Below are 6,807 nucleotides of genomic sequence, written 5' to 3' on the forward strand. Positions count from 1 at the left end.
GGTTGCCGGCCAGCGGCCGGCACGACCGTGCACGTCGACCCAACCATCGGCCGTTGCCCCGGCCGCCCCCAGCGGCTATGGTCCCGGGCTGTTCTGTCGTACCGGATTGCCCCATGTCACCACGCAAAGCCCTTCCCACCGCCCTGGCCCTCGGCCTGACCCTCGCCGCCGGCGCCCACGCCGATGAAGGCATGTGGATGCCGACCCAGCTGCCGGAACTGGCCAAGCCGCTGCAGGCCGCAGGCTTCAAGGGCAATCCGGCCGACCTGGCCAACGTCACCGCGCCGCCGCTGAGCGCCGTCGTGCGTGCCGGTGGCGGCACCGGCTCGTTCGTGTCCGCCGACGGCCTGCTGCTGACCAACCACCACGTGGCGATGGGCGTGATCCAGTACAACAGCTCGCCCGAGCACAACCTGATCGACAACGGCTTCATCGCCAACGGCCGCGCCGATGAGCGCCCGGCCAACCCGGACTTTCGCGTGCTGGTCACCGTCGGCTTCGACAAGGTGACCGACCAGGTGCTGGCGCAGGCGCGCGGCAAGACCGGCCGTGCCTACTTCGATGCGGTGGATGCGGCCAGCAAGCAGATCGTGGCCGAGTGCGAGAAGGACGGCAGCGTGCGTTGCTCGGTGGCCAACATGTACTACGGCACCGACTTCTACCGCATCGCCCAGCTGGAACTGAGCGACGTGCGATTGGTCTACGCGCCGCCGCGTGCGATCGGCAACTACGGCGACGAGATCGACAACTTCATGTGGCCGCGCCACACCGGCGACTTCACCCTGCTGCGTGCCTACGTCGGCAAGGACGGCAAGCCGGCCGCCTACAGCAAGGACAACGTGCCCTACCAGGCACCGGCACACCTGCAGATGTCGGTGGAAGGCCCGAAGGAAGGCGACTACGCGATGCTGGCCGGTTACCCGGGCATCACCTACCGCCACCGCACCGCCGCCGAATTCGCCGGCCAGATCGATGCCGTGCTGCCGCGCCGCGTGTCGGTGTTCCAGCAGATGATCGACACCATCGAAGCCGCCAGCGCCAAGGATGCACAGGCGCGTACCCGCTACGCCTCGCAGCTGCAGTCGCTGAAGAACAACCGCAAGCGCGCCGCCGGTGAACTGGAAGGCCTGCTGCGCAGCGATGCCAAGGCCCAGCGTGCCGCCGACGAAAGCGCGATGCTGGCCGCCACCGACCGCAGGTACCAGGGTGATATCAAGGCGCTGCTGGCCAACCTGTCGCAGGGTGCGGCGGTGGGCGAGCGTGACCTGCTGCTGGACCAGATGGCGATGCAGAGCCAGCTGCTGCGCTCGGCATTGCTGCTGGAGCGCCTGCGCATTGAGTCGGCCAAGCCCGACGCGCAGCGCGAGAGCGGCTACCAGCAGCGCGACCAGGCGATGATCGAAGGCGTGCTCAAGCAGGTGCAGCGCCGCTATGCGCCGGAGGTCGAGAAGGCGCTGCTGACCACCCTGCTGACCCGCTACCAGCAGCTGCCGGATGCGCAGCGCGTGGCCGAGTTCGACGCCGCCTTCGGTCGTACCCCGCAGCAGCTGGCTAAGGCATTGGACACCCTGTACGCCGGCACCCAGCTGGGCGACGAGGCGCAGCGCCTGTCGCGCTTTGCTGCCGCCCGCGAAGGCAAGGCGCTGGCCGCCGATCCACTGATCGCCGTGGCCGGCCCGCTGGTGGCCGCGCAGCTGCGCATCGAGAACGAGAGCAAGACCCGCGAAGGCGAGCAGCTGCGCCTGCGCCCGGCCTACATGCAGGCGCTGTTCGCGTGGCGTGCCAAGCAGGGCCGTGCGGTGTACCCGGATGCCAACCGCACCCTGCGGATCAGCTACGGCAAGGTGGAAGCATTGCATCCGCGCGATGGCGTGACCTACTCGCCGGTGACCACCGTGGCCGGCATCGTCGAGAAGAACACCAACGCCTATCCGTTCGATGCACCTAAGCCGTTGCTGGCGGCGATCGCCAAGGGTGACTTCGGCAGCACCGCCGATCCGGCGCTGAAGACCCAGACGGTCAACTTCCTGACCAACCTGGACACCACCGGTGGCAATTCCGGCTCGCCGGTGCTCAACGCCAAGGGTGAACTGATCGGCCTGAACTTCGACAGCAACTGGGAGTCGGTCAGCGCCAGCTGGTGGTTCGACCCGCGCTACAAGCGTGCCGTGCACGTGGAGATGCGCTACCTGCGCTGGCTGCTGGCCAAGGTCTACCCGGCGCCCGAGCTGCTGAAGGAAATGGGCGTGCCGGCCCAGTAAGAAGCCGGCCACGACCAACGGTCGTGGCCCGCACCGCGTAGGCCCCCACCTTGGTGGGGGTGGTTGCCCCCAACGAGCCCGTACACCCGGCCATGCCTGGCCTACACTGCGGGTTCCTCCGACGGAAACACGCGCGTGGTCTCCAGCTGGATCCTGCTGCTGGTCTCGGTTGCCTATGCCGCGCTGCTGTTCGGCGTGGCGTGGTGGGGTGACCGCCGGCCGATGTATCCCGACCGGCCATGGCTGCGGCCGGTGGTCTACAGCCTGGCGCTGGCGGTGTACTGCTCGTCGTGGACCTTCTACGGCGCGGTGGGCACCGCCGTGCGCAACGGTATCGGCTATCTGCCGATCTATATCGGCCCCTTGCTGCTGCTGCTGTTCGGCTGGCGCATCATCGAGCGCCTGGCGCTTATCGCGCGCAGCCAGAACGTGGTCTCCATCGCCGATTTCATCTCTTCGCGTTTCGGCCGCTCGCGGCGGCTGGCAGCGCTGGTGGCGATCATCGCGCTGATCGGCATCATTCCGTACCTGGCCCTGCAGTACAAAGCGGTGGCGATGAGCCTGCAGGTGCTGACCGGCAACACCGGCCCGACCGGCTTCTTCAGCGACCCGGCGTTGTACGTGGCCCTGTTGATGGCGCTGTTCGCCACCCTGTTCGGTACCCGCCAGGTCGATGCCACCGAGCACCACCACGGCATGATGCTGGCCATTGCGCTGGAGTCCGTGATCAAGCTGGTGGCGATGGTGGCGGTGGGCGTGTTCGCCTACGTCTGGCTCAGCGACCGCAACGAAGCGGTGGTGGAGTCGGTGCATACGCTGTTCACCGGGCTGCCTCCGGTGGGCTTCCTGTCGCAGACGCTGCTCAGCTTCCTTGCCATCATCTGCCTGCCGCGCCAGTTCCACGTGGCGGTGGTCGAGTGCGGGGATGTACGCGATGTACGCCGTGCGCGCTGGATGTTCGGCGGCTACCTGGTGCTCATCTCGGCGATGGTGCTGCCGATCGCCACCGCCGGTGTCAGCCTGTTCGGTACCGGCAGTGGCGTGGCCGATGACTCGATGGTGCTGGCCCTGCCGCTGGCGGAAGGGCGCAACACACTGGCGTTGATTGCTTACATCGGGGGCTTCTCCGCGGCGACCGGCATGGTGATCGTGTCCTCGATCGCGCTGGCCACCATGGTCAGCAACGACCTGGTGATGCCGGTACTGCTGCGCCGAAGTGGTGATCACCAGGAAGCGGCCGACGTCGCCTCGCGCGTGCTGTGGATCCGCCGGCTGGCGATCCTGCTGCTGGCGCTGATGGCCTACAGCTACTACCGCAGCAGCAGCAATGACAGCACCCTGGCCAGCTACGGCCTGATGGCGTTCGCTGCCGTGGCGCAGTTCGCACCGGGGCTGATCGGCGGCCTGTACTGGCGTGGCGCCAGCCGCCGCGGCGTCGAGGCGGGCATGCTGCTGGGCTTCGGCACGTGGTTGTACACGCTGCTGCTGCCGGCGATGACGATGGCCGGCTGGATGGACGCCGGCTGGGTGCAGAATGGCCCGTTCGGCATCACCTGGTTGCGCCCGCAGCAGTTGTTCGGCATGACCGGTTGGGACCCGCTGACCCATGGCACGTTCTGGTCACTGCTGGTCAATGCGGCGACGATGATGCTGGTGTCCGCGCGCTGGCGACCGGGCGTGGACGAGCGGCTGCGCGCCGCGCCATTCCTCGATCCGTATGCCGAGCGCCCCTCGGTGGCCGGTGGCTGGCCCGGTCATGTGCACGTGGGCGACCTGCTGGCACTGGCCTCGCGTGTGGTCGGTGAACGCCACGCGCGGCGCGCCTTCTTCGAGCAGGCGCAGTCGCTGGGGCGCGAGCTGCAGTCCTCGGCACCGGCCGACCGGCCCTGGGTGCAGTTCACCGAGCGCCTGCTGGCCGCATCGATCGGCGCGGCGTCCGCGCGCCTGCTGCTGACCAGCCTGCTGCGCGGCTCGGGCATGGACCTGGGCGAAGTGGTGGCGGTGCTGGATGAAGCCGGGCAGGAGCTGCGTTTCAACCGCGAGATCCTGTCGACCACGCTGGAGAACATCAGCGCCGGAGTCAGCGTGGTCGATCCGGACATGCGCCTGACCGCCTGGAACCGTCGTTACCAGGACATGTTCGGTTACCCCGACGGCATGCTTTACGTGGGGCGCCCGGTGGCGGATCTGATCCGCTACAACGCCGAGCGTGGCGAGCTTGGCGAGGGCGACATCGAGATCCAGATCAACCGCCGCATCGGCTACATGCGCGCCGGTTCACCCCACGTGTTCGAGCGTACCCGCAGCGACGGCAAGGTGATCGAGATGCGTGGCCAGGCGCTGCCCGGTGGCGGCTACGTCACCAGCTACAACGACATCACCGATTACAAGCACGCGGAAAAAGCCCTGCTGGAAGCCAACGAGACGCTGGAACAGCGCGTGGCCGAGCGCTCGCACGAGGCCGAGGTCGCGCAGCAGTCGAAGACCCGCTTCCTGGCGGCGATCAGCCACGACGTGCTGCAACCGCTGAATGCCGCGCGCCTGTTTGCTTCCGCGCTGCGTGACAGTGACCACGTCAGTGACGAGCAGAAGCATCTGGCCGAACGCGTGGATGCCTCGCTGCGTGCCGCCGAGGAACTGCTCGATGGTCTGCTGGATGTGTCACGACTGGATGCCGGTGGCCTGCATCCGGTGATCGGCGAGTTCGACGTGAGCGCGCTGATGCGGGAGCTGGCCGCGCAGTACACCCCGGTTGCCGCTGGCCGTGGCCTGCGCCTGGACCTGTTCGCGCGCCCGGCGTGGGTACGCAGCGACCGCCGCCTGTTGCGCCGCGTGCTGCAGAACTTCCTGGCCAACGCGCTGCGCTATACCCGCCAGGGCCGCATCGTGCTGGCAGTACGCCACCGTGGTGACGAAGTGGAGCTGCAGGTGTGGGATACCGGCCCCGGCATTCCCGAGCACCACATGCGGCAGATCTTCGACGAATTCCACCGCTACCAGCAGCCGTTCGACTGGGGCGAGCAGGGCCTCGGCCTGGGCCTGTCGATCTGCCAGCGCATCTCGCGCCTGCTCGACCATCGGTTGAACGCACGCAGCCGGGTCGGCAAGGGCTCGATGTTCTCGATCATCCTGCCGCGGGTGGCGCCGCTGCCCGGATACACCGAGTTGGCCACGCCGGCACAGGCCGTGGCCGCACCGGTACGCAGCGATTCGCTGGCCGGGCTGCGCGTGCTGTGCGTGGACAACGACGAGGAAATCCTCGACGGCATGCGCGCGCTGCTTGGCCGCTGGCAGGTGCAGGTGATCACCGCCGCGACCGTCGACCAAGCGCTGGAGAAGATCGCCGAGCGTCCGCAGGTGATGCTGGTGGACTATCACCTGCACGACCGCATGGACGGCCTGGATGCACTGGTGGCCCTGCGCGATGCGGCGGGCTACCCACTGCCCGGTGCGCTGCTGACCGCCGACGGCCGCGATGAACTGAAGCGCATGGCGCGCGAGCGCGGCTACCGCGTGCTGACCAAACCGATCAAGCCGGCCTCGCTGCGCGCCTTCCTGGGCGCGCTGCGCGATGCGCAGTAGTGCCGGCCGCCCGGCAGTAGATCCACGCCATGCGTGGATGTGACGTCTGGTAGTGCCGGCCGCTGGCCGGCAACCACGCAATCGCGGGCGCGTTACCCCACGCCATGCAGGTGTTCGTACAGGATCGTCGCACCGATGATCACCAGGATCACGCCGCCGATGATCTCGGCGCGCTTGCCGACCATGCTGCCCAGCACGCGGCCGAGCATGATGCCGGCAGTGACCATGGTCAGCGTGCACAGGCCGATCACCGCAGCCATCACGCCGATATGCACGTCCATGAAGGCCAGGCCGATGCCCACTGCCATCGCGTCGATGCTGGTGGCAAAGCCGGTCAGCGCAAGCTTCCAGAAGCCGTGGTGCTGCGAAGGATCTTCTTCTTCCTCGGCACTGTCCGGGCGCAGGCCGTTGTAGATCATGTGGATGCCCAGCGCGCCGAGCAGACCGAAGGCGATCCAGTGGTCGAAGGCTTCGACGTACTGCAGGGCGGCACGGCCGAGCAGCCAGCCGATGATGGGCGTGATCGCTTCGATGACGCCGAAGATGATGCCGGCGCGCAGCGCATCGCGGAACACCGGCTTGCGCATGGCGGCACCCTTGCCGATCGCCGCAGCGAAGGCATCGGTGGACATGGCGAAGCCGATCAGGAGGATCGAAACAGGAGACATGGCGGCAGCGGAAGGTCGGGCTAGGACGGACGCACGGCCTGCGCTCGCGCCCAACCTGGTGTTGCGCGCGCGGGCCGCTGGTCTCGCCAACCATCATGGTTGTCCACGCCACGGCGCACTGGCCGAGTATGTTGACGTGGACGATTCCTGCGAAGGAATCCGGCTACTCCCCAAGGGGACGCGAAGCTTAGCACCGCGATCCGCGCGTGGCGCGTTTCCAACGAAACGCGCAGGCAGGGCTGGTTTGTATAGCGATGGCTATACCGCGAGCACAGCGGTGCCTGGTAGTGGCGGGC

At 67.8% G+C, this 6,807-nt stretch carries 3 protein-coding genes and 1 riboswitch; of the genes, 2 read left to right on the top strand and 1 reads right to left on the bottom strand.

Annotation, left to right across the window (positions count from 1 at the left end):
• Nucleotides 1-113: 113 nt before the first annotated feature.
• Complete coding sequence (locus QRO93_RS12955) at nucleotides 114-2,261, top strand: S46 family peptidase (RefSeq protein ID WP_180880032.1); 2,148 nt, start codon at nucleotides 114-116, stop codon at nucleotides 2,259-2,261.
• 135 nt (nucleotides 2,262-2,396) lie between these two features.
• Nucleotides 2,397-5,843, top strand: coding sequence for a PAS domain-containing hybrid sensor histidine kinase/response regulator (locus tag QRO93_RS12960; protein ID WP_053451175.1), 3,447 nt, complete (start codon nucleotides 2,397-2,399; stop codon nucleotides 5,841-5,843).
• 92 nt (nucleotides 5,844-5,935) lie between these two features.
• Here QRO93_RS12960 and QRO93_RS12965 read toward each other — a convergent pair whose 3' ends face one another.
• On the bottom strand, nucleotides 5,936-6,511 hold the full coding sequence (locus tag QRO93_RS12965; protein WP_008264753.1) for a manganese efflux pump MntP family protein: 576 nt from the start codon (nucleotides 6,509-6,511) through the stop codon (nucleotides 5,936-5,938).
• 88 nt (nucleotides 6,512-6,599) lie between these two features.
• Nucleotides 6,600-6,689, bottom strand: a riboswitch (yybP-ykoY riboswitch).
• Nucleotides 6,690-6,807 lie beyond the last annotated feature (118 nt).

It is taken from the genome of Stenotrophomonas maltophilia group sp. Smal17, from assembly GCF_030237045.1.
Lineage (GTDB): Bacteria > Pseudomonadota > Gammaproteobacteria > Xanthomonadales > Xanthomonadaceae > Stenotrophomonas > Stenotrophomonas forensis.

Coding starts and splice junctions, on each gene's coding strand:
- QRO93_RS12965 (WP_008264753.1), bottom strand. CDS start 6,511: ATGTCTCCTGTTTCGATCCTCCTGATCGGCTTCGCCATGTCCACCGAT.
- QRO93_RS12955 (WP_180880032.1), top strand. CDS start 114: ATGTCACCACGCAAAGCCCTTCCCACCGCCCTGGCCCTCGGCCTGACC.